This is a genomic window from Flavobacterium kayseriense, from assembly GCF_014305095.1.
GTDB lineage: Bacteria > Bacteroidota > Bacteroidia > Flavobacteriales > Flavobacteriaceae > Flavobacterium > Flavobacterium kayseriense.
In genome coordinates, this window is sequence record NZ_JACRUI010000005.1 from 163,365 (window position 1) to 180,234 (window position 16,870).

11 protein-coding genes are annotated in these 16,870 nt (G+C 32.8%); 2 read left to right on the plus strand and 9 right to left on the minus strand.

Annotation, left to right across the window (positions count from 1 at the left end):
- Positions 1-73: 73 nt before the first annotated feature.
- From H8R22_RS13995 to H8R22_RS14015, 5 genes are all read right to left on the minus strand, one after another.
- Positions 74-865, minus strand: coding sequence for a (Fe-S)-binding protein (locus H8R22_RS13995; RefSeq protein WP_187011017.1), 792 nt, complete (start codon positions 863-865; stop codon positions 74-76).
- Between the two features lie 67 nt (positions 866-932).
- A complete protein-coding gene (locus tag H8R22_RS14000) occupies positions 933-2,270 on the minus strand; it encodes a (Fe-S)-binding protein (RefSeq protein ID WP_187011018.1) in 1,338 nt (445 codons plus the stop codon).
- 5 nt (positions 2,271-2,275) lie between these two features.
- Complete coding sequence (locus H8R22_RS14005; protein WP_187011019.1) at positions 2,276-3,241, minus strand: MlaD family protein; 966 nt, start codon at positions 3,239-3,241, stop codon at positions 2,276-2,278.
- A 50-nt stretch (positions 3,242-3,291) separates the two neighbouring features.
- The gene (locus H8R22_RS14010) at positions 3,292-4,410 is read right to left on the minus strand and encodes an N-acetylmuramoyl-L-alanine amidase family protein (protein WP_187011152.1); all 1,119 of its coding nucleotides are present in this window, start codon (positions 4,408-4,410) and stop codon (positions 3,292-3,294) included.
- A 111-nt stretch (positions 4,411-4,521) separates the two neighbouring features.
- Entirely contained in the window at positions 4,522-5,589 is a 1,068-nt protein-coding gene (locus H8R22_RS14015; RefSeq protein ID WP_187011020.1) for an N-acetylmuramoyl-L-alanine amidase family protein, read from the minus strand.
- Positions 5,590-5,668: 79 nt separating this feature from the next.
- On the opposite strand from H8R22_RS14015, the gene H8R22_RS14020 reads away from it, so the two are divergent.
- On the plus strand, positions 5,669-8,416 hold the full coding sequence (locus tag H8R22_RS14020) for a putative LPS assembly protein LptD (protein WP_187011021.1): 2,748 nt from the start codon (positions 5,669-5,671) through the stop codon (positions 8,414-8,416).
- 57 nt (positions 8,417-8,473) lie between these two features.
- Complete coding sequence (locus tag H8R22_RS14025) at positions 8,474-8,854, plus strand: RidA family protein (protein ID WP_187011022.1); 381 nt, start codon at positions 8,474-8,476, stop codon at positions 8,852-8,854.
- A 76-nt stretch (positions 8,855-8,930) separates the two neighbouring features.
- On the opposite strand, the gene H8R22_RS14030 is transcribed toward H8R22_RS14025, so the two are convergent.
- From H8R22_RS14030 to H8R22_RS14045, 4 genes are all read right to left on the minus strand, one after another.
- Positions 8,931-9,782 (minus strand): N-acetylglucosamine kinase, encoded by an 852-nt coding sequence (locus tag H8R22_RS14030; RefSeq protein ID WP_187011023.1) that lies wholly within the window; start codon positions 9,780-9,782, stop codon positions 8,931-8,933.
- Between the two features lie 115 nt (positions 9,783-9,897).
- A complete protein-coding gene (gap, locus tag H8R22_RS14035) occupies positions 9,898-10,902 on the minus strand; it encodes a type I glyceraldehyde-3-phosphate dehydrogenase (RefSeq protein WP_187011024.1) in 1,005 nt (334 codons plus the stop codon).
- A 63-nt stretch (positions 10,903-10,965) separates the two neighbouring features.
- On the minus strand, positions 10,966-11,952 hold the full coding sequence (gene pfkA / locus H8R22_RS14040; protein WP_187011025.1) for a 6-phosphofructokinase: 987 nt from the start codon (positions 11,950-11,952) through the stop codon (positions 10,966-10,968).
- 383 nt (positions 11,953-12,335) lie between these two features.
- Positions 12,336-16,775 carry a translocation/assembly module TamB domain-containing protein gene (locus H8R22_RS14045; RefSeq protein ID WP_187011026.1) on the minus strand — a complete coding sequence of 1,480 codons (4,440 nt, stop codon included), beginning with the start codon at positions 16,773-16,775 and terminating at the stop codon, positions 12,336-12,338.
- Between the last annotated feature and the right edge of the window lie 95 nt (positions 16,776-16,870).

Below are 16,870 nucleotides of genomic sequence, written 5' to 3' on the forward strand. Positions count from 1 at the left end.
AGGTACAATTTGCACCTGTAAACTATTAAAAAAATTAGGGAATACAGCGAGGTATTCCCTAATTATACATTTTTTATAAATCTTGAGCGTTAGCTATCAATTCAGCAATATCCATGACCTGAACTTCGCCTTCCTTTTCTTTATTTTTTATACCATCTGTCATCATGGTATTACAAAAAGGACATCCTGCTGCAATGATATCCGGTTGCACTTCTAAAGCATCCTCTGTTCTCAACACATTAACCTCTTTATCACCTGGTTCGGCATCTTTGAACATTTGGGCACCTCCAGCTCCACAACATAAACCGTTAGCTTTAGACCGTTTCATTTCAACTAGCTCTACATCTAATTTTTCGATCAATTCTCTTGGAGCTTCGTAAATTTTATTTGCTCTTCCTAAATAACAAGGATCATGAAAAGTGATTTTTTTTCCTTTAAACTGTCCTCCCTCTATAGTTAATCTACCATCATCTAACAATGATTTCAAGAACTCTGTATGATGCACTACTTCGTATTGTCCGCCCAATTCTGGATATTCATTTTTTAAAGTATTAAAACAATGCGGACAAGCCGTCACAATTTTTTTGGCTTCATAAGCATTAAGCACCTCAATATTCATCATCGCTTGCATTTGAAACAAGAACTCGTTTCCTGCTCTTTTAGCAGGATCACCAGTACAACTTTCTTCGGTACCTAGTACAGCGAAAGAAACATTAGCACGATTCAAAATACGTACGAAAGCTTTTGTTATTTTCTTAGCTCTATCATCAAAACTTCCTGCACAACCTACCCAAAATAATACCTCAGGTTGTTTCCCTTGAGCTAACATCTCTGCCATAGTAGGCACAATTAAACTTTCTGACATTGTTTTAATTTTTATTCGGTTATCGCCTTTCAGCTATTTTTTTTTTCGAAATTCTATTAGATGACTATTAATTTTCGTCTTTCCAATTTAATCTATCTTGTTGATTGTATTGCCATGGTGCACCATTGTTTTCAACATTAGACATCATAGCATTTACGGGCATTGGTGCAGCACTTTGCTCCATTACTAGATAACGACGCATGTCCATGATTATGGAAAGTGGACTGATATTAACAGGACACTCTTCAACGCAAGCATTACAAGAAGTACACGCCCATAATTCTTCAGTCGTAATGTAATCGTTTAATAACGTTTTGTTATCTGGTATAAAAATACCTTTATTAGCATCTATGTTTCTACCTACTTCTTCTAAACGATCTCTAGTATCCATCATAATTTTACGAGGAGATAGTTTTTTACCAGTTTGATTTGCAGGACATGATGATGTACATCTACCACATTCCGTGCAAGTGTATGCATTTAGCAGCTGCACCCAATTTAAATCTTGAACATCACTTGCTCCAAATTTAGCTGGCACTTCACCCTCTGCGGCTGGAGGAGCGGCTGCAAATGGATCTGCATTAGGATCCATCATCATTTTTACTTCCTTAGTAACTGCTTCTAAATTATCAAACTTACCTAACGGATTTAAATCAGCAAAATAAGTATTTGGGAAAGCTAACAGAATGTGTAAATGCTTAGAAAAATAAAGATAATTCATGAAAATTAAAATACCTACAATGTGCATCCACCAGAAAGCCTCCGTAAGCAATAGTACTAATTCATTTGACATTCCGTTAAAAATTGGCTCTATAAACTGACTCACAGGAAAAGAACCCGCTTTAATGAAGTGCGAAAAACCACCAGAGACATTTTGCAAGTGCAAGTCAGACGCATTCATTAGTAAAAACAAAGTCATTAACACTACTTCAAAATATAAAATATAATTAGCATCATTTTTAGGAAAACCTTTTAAGTCTTTATTAATGAAACGTTTTAATTTAATTACATTTCTTCTAATCCAAAACACAGCAACAGCGAATAAGACAAGAACGGCTAATATCTCGAATGAAGCGATCAAGACATTATAAGTTGTTCCTAAGAAAGCAAAAACTCTATGCGTTCCAAAAAGACCATCGATTATAATTTCGAGCAGTTCAATGTTGATAATTATAAATCCAACATAAACAATAATATGCATGATTCCGGCAACTGGGCGTTTTACCATTTTTGATTGCCCTAAAGCAATCATGGCCATGTTTTTCCATCGCTCACTTGGGTTATCTTTTCTATCAACCTCAATTCCAAGGTTAATATTTCTGATAATTTTTCTAATGTTAATAAAGAAAAAACCAAAACCAATTGCTAGTACAATGGCAAATAATACATTATCTAAGTAGCTCATAATTGCTAATTTTTGTTGTTTTGAATGGTATCAGTAGGCGGCCCAACATATGGCTTATTTTTCTTTCCAAATAGGGAGATATTGACATATCTAGTAGGATACAGTCTTACATCTTGTAACAAAAGCTCCAATTCCTTAGAGGTTTTTTCTAGGTTTGAGTACAAAGCATCATCATTTAACAATTTACCCATAGTCCCTTTACCTGATTCCAAACCTTTCATGATACCATTCACTTTTGCAATAGTAGCATTCAAGTCCTTCACGGTTTTTCCTAAATCAGCTTTTTTAATCGAATCCGATATTTGTGCAAAGTCTCGTGAAACTTTATTAAAGTTGGTTACAACTCCTTTAATTTGTGTTTTATTTTCATCTAAAATAACGTTCATGTTAGTAGATGCTTTACGAAATTGGGTCATTGTTATACTTAACTCAGACAAACTAACCTTCAAATCATCTTGCGTCTTTTTGTCAAGAACAGCATTGATTCCCGTAATCAAAACATCAGCATTAGTCATTATTTTCTCTAACTTATCTTGAATAGGTCCTAATTTATTTCCTATTGACTCTGTCAAGCCTAAACGAACACTACTTTGTAATAATTGCCCATCTTCTGCTAATACCTTATCTTGAAAATTAGGTTCTATAGCTATTTGTTTTCCACCAATGAAACCAGGTTCGTACAGTGTTGCAGCACTAGATTTAGATATAGGAAAATCTGTTTTGACTTGCATCTCTACCATTAATCTACCTGTATTTTGATTAATTGAAATGACAGTAACTTTACCAATCACTAAACCATTTAATGTTACGGGAGCTGATTTACCTAAACCTTCCACAGATTCATATTCAGCGTAAAAAGTTTGATAAGTACTAAAAAGCTCTCTTCCTTTTAAAAAACTGTACCCCCAAATAAAAAGTAATATGGATGCAACTACAAGTATTGCTGTTTTAATTTCTCGTGTTATTTTCAAAATATATGATTGTTTATTGCAAATTTAATAATAAAAAACTAGATTTTCATCTATTTAATAGCGTCTTGGATACTGATTTTTTTGCCTTCCTTAATTGCAATCAAGTAAGCAGAATCATACCCTTTTTGGCGAGCTTCTTTGAGCAACACCTTAGCTTCTTCATAATCAGAAGTTTCGCCGTAGTAATACTTGTAGACACCACTGCTAAAATCTGAAGAAATGCTACGTAGCCCTTTAAAATTTTGAGATTGTAAGGCAACTTTTTTTCCACTAGCAGCTATTTGCACTTTAAATAGTATAGAATCACTTGATGTCTTTGACGTTTGTTTATTGTTTCCAATAGGAGCAACTGGTTTTGTTTCTAAAGGAACAGTTGAGTCTTTTGACTCTCTATAAGAAGTTTTAGCAGAAGAAGGTATCCCTTCACTGCCGTAATATTCATTTTTATAACTAATAATTGCATTTGAAATCGCCTTTGCTATTTCGTTTTGCCCTGCCTCTGAATCTAATATATTACCCTCAGTATAATTAGATATAAAACCCATTTCAATTAAAACACGTGGCATGTATGCTTTATGTAAAACCATGTAAGGTGCTTGTTTAACTCCTCCTCCTCTAATTTTTTTACCAAGTGATTCAAATTGATCCTCCACTTTACTTGCTAAAGATATACTATTGTCAAGGTATTCCTCTTGCATCAGTGTGAAACCAATCATAGTTTCAGGCGAATTTGGATCAAATCCTTCGTACTTTGTTTTGTAATCTTTCTCCAAGGTAATTACCGAGTTTTCCTTTTTGGCAGCCTCTAAATTGGAAGCGATTTTTGTCATACCCATTACATAGGTCTCTGTCCCACTAGCAGCCGTATTTTTATTTGCATTACAATGAATGGACACAAAAATAGTAGCATTAGCTCGATTAGCAATGTTGGCTCTTTCGACCAAATCGATAAAAACGTCTGTTTTTCTGGTATAAATAACATCTATTTTAGAATTAGCTTCTAAAATCCTTCCCACCTTCAAAACAACAGCTAAAGCAATGTTTTTCTCAACATGACCACGATAGGATGCACCAAAATCATGACCACCATGACCCGCATCCAAGGCAACTTTAAAATTATTTTGCGCATGAATTATTGAACCCGTAAAAAAACAGATTAAAATAATTATCGTTGAAAAGTCATTATTGCTACTTGTTAATTTCAAAATTTATTTTTTTTTGTTTAGAGTTAAACTTTTCGTTTTCTTTTAATTGATATTAAAAAACAAAATAAGATACAATTAGTTGGGCATAATAATAAACGCATCAGTAAAACCTACGTTTTGAGCTTGTACTTGCAAAGCCTTAGCTTCTTCCAAACTGGCCGTTTCTCCGTATGTGTACTTATAAAGCTCACCTGCAAAGGTACTTTTTACATTAGCTAAACCATTAAAATTTGAAGATATTAAAGGAATGCTTTTGGTACTAACTAACAATTGTACTTTATACATGGTATCCGAAACCGGATTAACAGCTGCGCCAGCCAAGGCAGCATTTATGGCTGCATCGCTACCTCCATTGTTAACAAAAGTATTTGATCCAAAGTATTTTTTTCTGTATTCTATGATAGAATTGGCAATTTGCTGTGCCATTTGATCTTGACCTTCCTCTGAATTTAAATATTCTCCTTCTTCTCTATTGGATAAAAAACCAAGTTCAATCAGTACACTAGGCATGTATGCAGCATCCAAGACCCATAGCGGTTGTTGTTTAATACCTCGTGAATTTCTATTTAAATTATTGGTAAAATTATTCTGAATTTCATTAGCTAAAATAATACTATTATTTAGGTTTTCCTCCTGTAAAATAGTCAAACCGATAAGAGATTCGGGCTTATTAGGATCGAAACCTTGGTAAGTATCTTTAAAATTATCTTCCAGTAAAATTACAGAGTTCTCCTTTTTAGCCACTTCAAGATTCATATCACTCCGAGACAAACCCATTACAAATGTTTCTGTGCCATAGGGCGTAAAACTTTTAACAGAATTACAGTGAATGGATACAAATAAATGAGCATTTGCTTTGTTTGCCACTTTCGGTCTATTTACCAATTCAATAAAAACATCGGTGGTTCTTGTATAAATAACTTTAAAATTAGATTGCTTTTCTAAAAAGGATCCTACTTTTAAAGTGGTTTTTAAAGCGATATCTTTCTCTGAAAAACCGTGATACGAATTCCCTGGATCTTTACCACCATGACCTGCATCAAGTATTATGGTAAAATTTTGATTATCCTGACCTACCATCAATGATGTATTAAATAGTATCAAAGCAGTTAGCAGAAAAAGATTATAAAAATTGAATTTCATATGTAAGCGTTAATTTTAATGGAAGGTTAGTACTTAGTTTTTTTATTTGACTATTTTTGCCACAAAATAATCTGTAAGTTTGACACTTCAAAAAACAAGCCATAATTTTACAAAAATAGCATTTAAACCTTTGCAGACAAACTTATTTAATATCGTTTTATTATCAATTTTCCTCTCAATAGGTTGTAATACCCTATACGCTCAAGAACTTCGATCAACTCAAAAACCCGCAACTGGTCTCAAACAAGTAGATTCAGTGAAAATCATAAACAAAGACGTAACGCTAAAAGCACTTGACTCCATACCCAGTTTAGATACTATCAAAAAAAGTATCAAACCTAAAAAAGCTATTTTAGATGGAAAAGTACGATACAAGGCTGCTCAATATGCCAAAATAGACCAGAAGAATAAGCTAATCACTCTTTATGACCAAGCTGAGCTGTACTATCAAGACATTGAATTAAAAGCAGGTAAAATTGTTTTAGATTACGAAAAAAACGAAGTTTACGCAGGACGCTTAAAAGATTCGACTGGAAAATTCACACAATACCCTAATTTTAAACAAGGAGCTAATGTTGTAGAACCGGATTCAATTCGGTTTAATTTTAAAACTAAAAAAGCTTTAATTTACAATTCTAGATCTGACCAAGGTGAGTTTAAAATCAAGGCTGCAATAACCAAAAAAGAAAACGACTCTGTGTATTTCCTAAAGGGAGCACGTTTCACTACATCTAAAGATATAGAAAATCCTGAATATTACTTTCAGACAAATAAAGTCAAGTTCATTCCTGGCAAAAAGGTGGTTACTGGCTTCACTAATATGGTAATTGCTGATGTCCCAACGCCTATTGCGTTGCCTTTTGCTTATTTTCCAATGAATAAGGAAACGAGCGTGTCTGGACTGATCTTACCAAGTTACAACGACTCTAACGCAAGAGGATTTTCGCTCCAAAACGGGGGATACTATTTTGCCTTGAGTGATAATTATGATTTAACCGTTTTAGGTGATTATTATACTAACGGTAGTTACGGAATGCGCTTTGAATCCTCGTATGCTAAAAAATATAACTTCTCTGGAAATGTAAACTTGAGATTTGAAAATCTGATTACCAGTGAAAGAGGATTTCCTGATTATGCTAAGCAGAAAATCTACAATATTCAATGGTCGCACACGCGTGATGCTAAAGCGAATCCTAATTCTACCTTCTCAGCATCTGTCAACTTAGGAAGTAGTAAGTATTTCCAGCAATCAATCAACCTTGCAAACATAGGATCCAACTTAAACAATACATTAAGTTCATCAATCTCGTACTCCAAAACTTTTAATACTATTCCTCAGGTAAGAATGTCCCTAGCGGCTACGCACTCCCAAAACACACAAACAGAGATTATTAACATGACACTACCAACTTTACAATTAAGTGTAGACAGAGTTTATCCATTCGTTGGAAAAGATGGTGTAAAAAAGGGATTTATTAAGAATTTGAACTTGCAATACAACTTAAACGCTCGAAACGAAATTACGACCACGGACTCTTTATTTTTTAAGCCCCAGATGTTTAGAGATGCTAGATTAGGAGCGCAACACAGTATTCCTATTAGCACCAACTTTAAGATTTTCAAATATTTTAGTGCTTCTACTAGTGCTAATTATAATGAAGTATGGACTGCAAAAACAATAGAACGTAGCTACGATGTTGACCAAAGTGCAGTTGTAGATAAAGATATTAATGGATTTGATGCTTATAGAACCTACTCGTTTTCTTCTAGTTTAGGTACAACAATCTATGGTACTTTTAATTTTGGAAAAGATAAAAAGGTACAATCTATAAGACATGTGATGCGTCCTAATCTATCTTATTCCTATACTCCAAGCTTTGAAAAATATTATGATACTTATGCATCTGATGCTACAGGTACAATTATTCAAGATTACAGTAGGTTTGAAAATGCACTTTTTGGCTCACCTGGAAAAAGCAACTCTAACATTTTAGGATTCGATTTAAGTAATACTTTTGAAGCAAAAGTTAGAGATAGCGATAGCACTAAAGTGGAGCCTAAAAAAATCATGTTGCTTAATAACTTAAATCTATCAACAAGTTATAATCTTGATGCAGATGGAGTTACAAGTCTAGCACTTGCGCCTGTAAGAGTGAGTGGTGGTACAAATTTGTTTGAAAATAAAATGAATGTCAATTTTGGAGCAACATTAGATCCTTATGCAATTGATAATAGTGGTACAAGAATAAATACTTTTAACATTAATAACGGTGGTAGTCTTTTACGAATGACCAGTGCTAATTTAACTCTAAATTATTCTATATCCAGTAGCACAAAAGATAAAAAAAGTAAAGATAAAAATTCACAAACTACCCGAAATGGAGGGCGTGAGGATGATTTATTTGGTACCAATATAAATTTAAATGACAATCGACAGAGTCAATTTGATGGTAGTGAGGAAGAAGGAACAGATGTAATATCTGAATTTTTTAGATCTAAGTTGCCTTGGGATATGACCTTTGCTTACTCACTAACTTATGGTAACGATAAAAGACAAAGCGAAATTACTGGTAACTCAATTATGATCTCCGCTAATGCTACTTTGACTCCAAAATGGAAAGCTGGAATATCAACGGGTTATGATTTTGTACAAAATGGAGTGACTTTCACACAATTGCGTTTTGAACGTGATCTTTTAAGTTGGAGAATGGATTTTAATTGGACACCATTTGGAACAAATGCAAATTGGGGATTCTTTATTGGGATCAAATCTGGTATTCTTAGCGACCTTAAGTTTGACAAAAGAAGTACAAATACAACACGATAATACTATACAAGGTTTCGTTACACTACAACAAACCACTCACTCATAATACAATTAATAATGAAAAAAGTAATTTATACAGAAAAAGCTCCTGCTCCTATCGGGCCTTACAGTCAAGCTATTTTAAAAGGTGACACTCTTTATACTTCCGGTCAAATTGCTATTGATCCTAACACAGGTTTACTTGTTACTGATACTATAGAGTCTGAAACAAAACAAGTAATGGAAAACATGAAAGCAGTTCTTGATGCGGCTGATCTAACATTTGACAATGTTGTAAAAGCAACTATTTTCATTATGGATATGAATGACTTCGCAAAAATCAACGCTATTTACGCTAGCTATTTTGACGAACAAACAGCACCTGCTAGAGAAACGGTACAAGTTGCTTGCTTGCCAAAGAATGTCAACGTAGAGATATCGATGATCGCAATACGCTAAGATCTATAAGACAAATAAAAAACCCAAATTCATACGTATTGAATTTGGGCTTTTTTATACTATAAATAGATACTTACTACTTATTTGCTACATGATAGGCAATTAACCCATCAATTGGTCTTCGCAAGACAGTTCCTAACTGTAATCCGTACTTATCGAACGTTTCTTGAAGCTCCTCTTTTAAATAGAAAGCAATAGAGCCTACAAAATGTACAGGCACCTCCTTACAATTATCGAATTGCTTGATATAATTTTTCACAAAGCTTTTCATTCCTTTTAGAATGATTTTGCGACATAATTCATGATCTTTATGCTGAATTAAAAATTTAGCAAAAGTTGCAAGATAAGCATTAGGATTTGCTTCTTTATATAACTTGTTTTTTATAAAATCAGGCTCTAAATTATATTCTTTCTCTAAAGCCAATGCTAAATCTTTCGGCATTTTATTGAAATAATACTTTCTGATAATCTCTTTACCTAGTACATTTCCACTACAATCATCCATAACGATATAGCCTAGTGATGCCACTTTTTGATGCAAATCTTTACCATCAAAATAGCTACAATTAGATCCAGTACCTAAGATCGATACTATCGCTTTTTCACCTTTAGGGGTTGTCGCATAAACTGCTGCATACGTATCTTCTTCAACTGAAATGATTCCGTTTTTAAAATAATCTTGAAAAGCTCGAGATAAGTTTTTTTTCATTTTATCTGTTCCACAGCCTGCACCGTAAAAAAACAAATGTGTAACCTCATTCTTGTTTTGTAAAATATCAAAACGATCATTTAAACGTTCAATAATTTCATCATTTTCAAGAATTTCAGGATTTAAACCAAGAGTTTGCGTTGTAAATAAAACTTTTCCTTGTTCATCTATTGCTATCCAATCTGCCTTAGTAGAACCACTATCGACTATTAATCTCATTATATTTTGTTTTTGGTTTTGGTTTGGCTTCGCTTGTACAATAAAGTACTTATGTATCTCTAAAAAATAAAAATCCCGTTACCTTTCAATAACGGGACAGATAAATATATAAAGATTATTTTAATCCTGCAATATAAACAGATAAATCAATTAGTTTGCTTGAATATCCGTATTCATTATCATACCATGAGATAATTTTAAAGAAAGTTGAATTTAATCCAATTCCTCCGTTAGCATCAATAATAGAAGTTCTAGAATCACCTACAAAATCTTGAGAAACAACTAAATCTTCTGTAAACCCTAAGATCCCTTTCATTGTAGTCTCTGAAGCATTTTTAAGTACTGCCATAATCTCTTCATATGAAGTTTCTTTGGCTACTTTCACTGTTAAATCAACTACAGACACATCAGTAGTTGGAACACGAAAAGCCATACCTGTAAGTTTTCCATTTAATTCTGGAATAACTTTTCCTACTGCCTTAGCAGCTCCTGTAGAAGAAGGTATAATGTTACATGATGCTGCACGACCACCTCTCCAGTCTTTCTTAGAAGGACCATCTGTTGTCATTTGCGTTGAAGTCGTAGCATGAACTGTAGTCATTAAAGCCTCAACAATTCCAAAATTATCATTGATTACTTTAGCTAAAGGTGCCAAACAGTTTGTAGTACAAGATGCGTTAGATACAATTAAATCTGAAGCTTTAGCTTCTGTATGATTCACTCCCATCACAAACATTGGAGCATCAGCTGACGGTGCAGAGATTATTACTTTCTTAGCACCACCTTTAATGTGCTCATTTGCAGTTTCAACAGTTGTAAAAAAACCAGTACACTCCGCAACTACGTCTACATCAACTTCATTCCATTTTAGGTCAGCAGGATTTCTTTCTGCTGTGATACGAATGTTTTTACCATTTACGAAAAGTTGTCCTTCTTTTACTTCAACAGTTCCGTTAAAACGACCATGAACTGAATCATATTTCAACAAGTAAGCTAAGTGATCTACATCCAATAAGTCATTAATTGCAACAACTTCTACATTATCTCTATTGAAAGATTCTCTAAAAACAATTCTTCCAATTCTTCCAAATCCGTTTATTCCTAATTTTACTTTTGACATTTCTTTTGTATTTACTATTTAATATTTTGTTTAATTGAAGTTAAATAACTTCAGTTTAATCTTTTATGTTGACATGATGTCAGAAACTCTTAATAACTCTCTATCAATCTCTGATTTACCTTTGATCGCTTGCTCTAATGGGGTTAGGTTTACTTTATCATTTTGCAAACCTACCATGAAATTAGATTTACCTTCTAGTAATGACTCTACCGCTTTAACACCTAAACGACTAGCTAGCACTCTATCAAAACAAGATGGCGAACCACCACGCTGCATATGACCTAAAACTGATACACGTACATCATACTCTGGCAAGTTTGCTTCTACGTAATCTTTTAATTCAAACACATTCTTACCTATCTTATCTCCTTCAGCAATAACTACTATACTGGATGATTTTCCGGATGCTTTACTTTTTTTCAAAGACTCTAGTAATCGATCTAAACCTAAATCTTCTTCAGGAATTAATATTTCCTCAGCACCAGCACCAATTCCAGCATTTAATGCAATATGTCCAGCATCACGCCCCATTACCTCAACAAAAAAGAGTCGGTTATGTGAACTAGCTGTATCTCTAATTTTATCTATAACTTCTACAACAGTATTTAAGGCTGTATCATAACCAAGTGTATGACTTGTTCCGTAAATATCATTATCGATGGTCCCAGGAATCCCCATTATAGGAAAACCGAACTCCGAGTTAAAAACTAATCCTCCTGTAAACGTACCATCTCCACCAATCACAACTAATGCATCTATACCTGCATCAACAAGATTTTTATGTGCTTTTTGTCTTCCTTCTGGTGTTCTAAACTCTAAGGAACGTGCTGACTTAAGTACTGTACCTCCTTTATTTACTATATTATTCACGCTACGAGGCCCCATTTCCTTGAAGTCTCCCTCAATCATACCTTCGTATCCTCTATATATTCCAATACATTCTATGTGATGGTAAGCGCATGTACGAACAACGGATCTAATAGCAGCATTCATACCTGGAGAATCGCCTCCAGAGGTAAGTACACCTATTTTTTTTATTGTTTTTTGCATTATTTAAGTATTAAAGTGTAAAATTAATAAACATAAAACAGATACAGCAACGACCATAAGTTTAAATTAGTTAACTATTTTAAATTCAAACGTTTTCGTTGATAAGTTTTCGATTAAATGAAAAAAATCAAGGTTTTTTCGTAAAAAGTTAATATTATTTGATAAAAATCAATAATTATCTAAATATACCCAAAACTGATAACATTGTGAATATCGACAAATGAGCAGATACTGTAAAGAATAAGAAAGGTTAAAAAATAGTAGTTCATGAATTAAAAGTATTAATTCTGCTTTACTATATATCTATTTTTAGATTAAAAGAAGATGTTTCCCATCCGTAGAAAAAATAGAAAAATTTTATATTTTAGAAAAATGGGAATATACTAATCTTCCTCAGGAATAAGAGCCTCCTTATTTTTTGTTGGTTGCTCTGTTTTAGGTTTTTTATTATTAGAAAAATTAATAAACTCAGGCGCTAAATTAGAATCTTGAAAAATATCACTGTTAGTATCCGCTTTACCTAATTTATATTTTTTAAAAATTCTATTTACTAATTCTGCAAATGTATCAAAGTCTACCTCATACGTCATCCCTACTCCTTGCGTGTAGCCAATTCCTTGACCGATATAGTTAATGTCATTTTCTCGATTAAATAACCTTAAATTAAGCGTTCCGTCTGTATTAACTCTATATTGAAACTCGACATCACCAACAATAGCAGATTCATTGATTCCTCCAAAAGGGACACCCACTTTACCATTAATTGTTATTCTCTCGTTTATTTGCGAGGATATAGTTGCTACTACCCTACCATCAGTCTCTTTACCAATCCTCCTATCGGCTGAAATATAGTTAAGTCCTACTTTGAATTTATCATTATCTGATTTAATAATCCCACCTAACAAACTAGATGCTGTTTCAAATAAACTTCCTGAAAAGTCCGACTGGTTTACTCCCTCTTGGCTTAAAAAACCTCCCGAAGATAGAAGATACAATGCTTGCGTTTGTCTAGCATCTCTATCATTTAATTTATACTGGATTTCAGATTTTAAAACGCTACTTACTGTGGGGAACTCAATATTAAAATCAGGTTCTGGACTAGCTAGATCTCCTTGAATACCGATAACTACTTCTACAGGTACTTTTCTATTAAAGGAAGAGTTATCCAATAAAACTGCAGGATTGGCAGTAGTTTTATAAACTGCTTGTAAATTTAATTGTGCTCGCATAGGATTTCCTTCCCATGAAATTTGCCCGCCTTTTTTTACATCAAATTTCTTATCAATTAAACCGCCATATTTAAAATTGTAGGTTCCTTCATAAGCTTGAAAATCGCCCCACATATTAAACTTCCCTAAAGTATTAATTTTGAATAACAACGAGCCATAACCTTTACCTTTCATTCCGTGACCTGAATTTCGATCTAAAATAACTTCTACCTCAGCATCTGGTGTGATGTCTAAATCAAATTCTAATTCCAGTCCTTTATATCTACGGGTATCCTCAACAATTCCCATTTTGATATTGTACTTTTCTTTCGGACTTAAAAAATGAATGAAAGAGTTTTCACTTACGCTCTCTGCATAATTAATTGGAATCTTAATCTCAGTCCCTTTTTCTGATTCAGCAGCAACTTTTATAAAAAGATTATTCGTAGGACCAACAATAGTTGCGCTCCCATTAATAAAGGCGGTACCATAATAAGCTGCATCTTCACTATCCTGAGTATCAAGAGCAACCAAGCGTTTAGAGGCAATTGATAAATCTAGTTTCCAATCGGCAAAATTATTGTGTTCAATTACGCCATTTAATAATCCTCGAGTTTTAAATTTAGAATCAGTAAGTGTATTATTTCTGAATAAAAATTTCTCATCTACTAAATCAATTACTGACCTATCACTTAACTCATAGTCAACATTCAAATAAGGAATTGTTAATCCCGCTTTGTCGGCAAATAAACGCCCATTAATAGTGGGCTTATTTACATTTCCTTTAACAATTGCATTTCCAGATATAAATCCGCGAATATTAGACAATACACCTGCACCCAAAGAGCTTAAAACACCTAAATCAAATTGACTAAGTTTTACTTTTAGATCTAGGATTGTTTGCTTATTAACGATATCAAAGTTTCCGTTCACATTAAAAGATTCCACATTTCCATTCTCTAAATATGAATTGATAGTGAACCTATCCAAACTTTGATTTCCCTCAATATCAAAATTAAGCAGTCCTAAATCTGTTTTATTAATATTTAACCCATCAATTTTTAGCGAGGCTGTCGGCTTATAAACGTTGTCATTTTGCTTAAAATTAATAGCTCCGTTTAGATTACCGCCAAAAACAAATTGATTATTTTCGGGGGTGATTTTAAACAAATCAACGTCTTTAAAGCTTAGTTGAAGATCTTTATTTATTCTATCTTTTATTTTTCCCTTGAGTGATATGGCTTGCCCTTCATGAGATAAAATTAAAGCGTCGAGATTAAAATTCTTAAATGATTTATCAAAAACTATTTTATTGTCTTGTGAATCTTCTTCATTTAAGTACCATAAATTGTCCTTAAATTTAAGATCGGATTTACTTATTCCTACAACGTTATTATTATCTTTATTAATAGTGTGATATAGGTTTAGATTAAAATAATCTTCCCCTTTTGGTCCGCCTTTAAATTCTGATCTAAAAAACAAGGTATCATTCATCGTGACGTTAATTAAGCTAAAATCACGTATTTTATAATATTTTGTTTTAATACTATCTAACTCAATGTAGGCGTTATATAAGGGATTAGTATTATCCACCGCAATCCTAATATTATCAAAAATATTATCTGCGGCACTAATTTTAGGGCTGTTAAAATTAAGTTTAAACTCCTTAATGTCTGAGTTAATATTTCCTTTAACTACCGTATTGGTACCAATAGCAATTTCAGGATAAAAGATTTCGATAATCTTGCTGTAAACAGTCAGATTAAATTTTAAAAATTGGCCTTTACTAACTGCGTCAGGCTTAAAATTAGTATAGAGACTTCCAAGTGAATTTCTAACGAGGTTACCCAACTGATTAAATTGATATTTACCTATAATTTGACCTTCTACAATATCAGGAGAGTTCACCGTAATGGTTCTAACACGATCTACATCGAAAGTAGAGTTGATATTAAAATCATCAAAGGAGTACGTGTCTTTAGTATTTTGATAAATAGTCTCTTTTATATAGACATTTCCTTGTAAATTGTCTATCGTATTTCCGGAAACCTGTACTATGACATCGCCTTTAAAGTTCGAAATAGAATCTTTAACAAATTTTAATTTACTCAAATTAGCATAGGCTACTTTGATGTGAAAATCATAACTATTTTCTTTTTTACTCAAATCAATCAAACCATCAAAGTCCATAATTAAGTTTGGATCATTGACGGATATTTTTCCGGTGTAATTTGGCACTTTAAAATACCCATCGACCACAACGTTATTGTAAGTATAATTACTGTACTCGATTTTAGTTACATCTCCTTTTATCCCCGTGTTTAGGTATTTTTCAGTAAATCCTTTTCCGTCGACATCTATATTCATTGAAATCTCTCCTAAATCTTTTCGATCTAAAAAAGTACCCAAATTAAATTTATCTAAAACTACATTTCCTGAATAAGATGCTTTATCAATAAAATCGATATTATCCATAGAAAATATAGATTCTAACTTTCCAATCTCAGACTTCATCACTATACCAGCTGCAAGAGATTTCGCAGTTAGTTTTGCCGTACCTATCACATCAATAACACCTAATCGTTTCACCTCTATAGGTAAGCGTTTGCCTAAAACATTGGGTAGCACGGATACTAAATTATCATAACTAGTATGAAGATTGGTTAAATCAGCATCCATAGAGAATTTTTGACTTGCGTTACCCAAAATATTTTTAAACCTAATATTTCCAATAATCTGGGTATTTTTTGAATCTTGAAAATTTAACTTTGAGAAATTTAAGTTGTTTAAAGGACCGTTAATTTCAGAATTAATAGTAAAGAAGATATTTTTCCCTAACTCATTATAAAAATATCTTATATCATTAGAAGCAATTAAAGAAGGATATAATTTAACATCAAACTGCACCTTATCTGTAAACTTAGCAAAATCTTCTATTTTATAATTTAGAGAAACATCTGCTTTAATTTTTGATTCCTTAGTCTCGATGAATAGTTCATCTAGCCTAATACTCTTTTTAGTATAACTGAACTTTGAGCTTAAATTTGCAACATACAAACCTCTTGAATCCAAAAAAGACATTTTATTAATAGAAGTACTTACATCGGGGCCATAAAGTAAGAAATCTGTAATTGACGCATTCAATCTCTTAAAATCTACTTGAACAGGATATTGTTTATTTTCATCGGTTAAGATAAAATGACCATCCTTAATGACAGCCTTATTCGCTTTCATTAGAAAATGTTTATTCGGATCAGTAGGCTTATCAGAATCAAAAGCCTTTATAAAAACATCTAAATTAGTCTTATCCTCATTTTTATAAGTTTTGAGATTAAAAAATAAACCCTCTAGTTTAATATCTTCAAAAATCAAATCACCATCTAATATTTTTTTCCCTTCGAGAATATTGGTGTTGACTATTTTTGAAAAAATAAGAGTGTCTTTGTGATGATCTAGTATTGCAACGTCTTTAAACTTTACTCCGCCAAAAACAGAAATACGGACGCCACCAATACTAATATTCGTTCCAAAATCTTTATTAATACTATTAGTAAAATAGCGCGCTACTTTAGTTTGTACATAAGGTAACGACAGCGCTATTGCTAACACTAACAAAAGTACTATTAGCCCAAGAAAAACCCTAAGGATTATGTTTGTGATTTTTTTGATACCTAAATTATATTATGATTTTCCTATAAATAATATTTTGC